A 443-nucleotide genomic window follows, 5' to 3' on the forward strand; every position below is an offset into this window, starting at 1 on the left:
AGCTTGACCAAACAGTTAGGCCAAATACCGTTTGTTGAACGCTTGGACAAGGATTTTTCCGTTAGGTTCGATTGTCTACAAAAGTCGGGCGATGGCCGTTGCATGATTACTAAGCACGGCCTCTCGACCCCGATTGTTGATTCAGCACATGTTCAAGGCTGAACTGGCTAGTGCCTCTGGTTGGGATGCAGCCATTTGAGTTTGGCGTTTCAAGCTCCCAACCTTCTTCTATATCTGACCAGTAAAGAAGCTTTCCATTGAAGGCCGCCACAGCGACAACGAACTCGCCTGGAGAATTCTCAATTGACAGCTTTTGCGGCTCTACCAGTGCAAGAGTTAGAACTCTTCTGTGGGATTCCGAGAGTTGCTTCATTTCCGTTCGAAGAAGCTGAAGAACCTCAGCAATATTTGGATCGTTGCGCATAAATTCGAGGCCTAACGCC

At 48.1% G+C, this 443-nt stretch carries 1 protein-coding gene; it reads right to left on the reverse strand.

Annotated elements, in window-relative coordinates; genetic code table 11:
* Positions 1-109: 109 nt before the first annotated feature.
* The coding region (locus EIP75_RS24800; RefSeq protein ID WP_233585035.1) for a hypothetical protein at positions 110-443 on the reverse strand (334 nt) is incomplete at its 5' end.

Origin of the sequence: Aquabacterium soli (assembly GCF_003933735.1) — a bacterium.
GTDB classification, from domain to species: domain Bacteria; phylum Pseudomonadota; class Gammaproteobacteria; order Burkholderiales; family Burkholderiaceae_C; genus Aquabacterium; species Aquabacterium soli.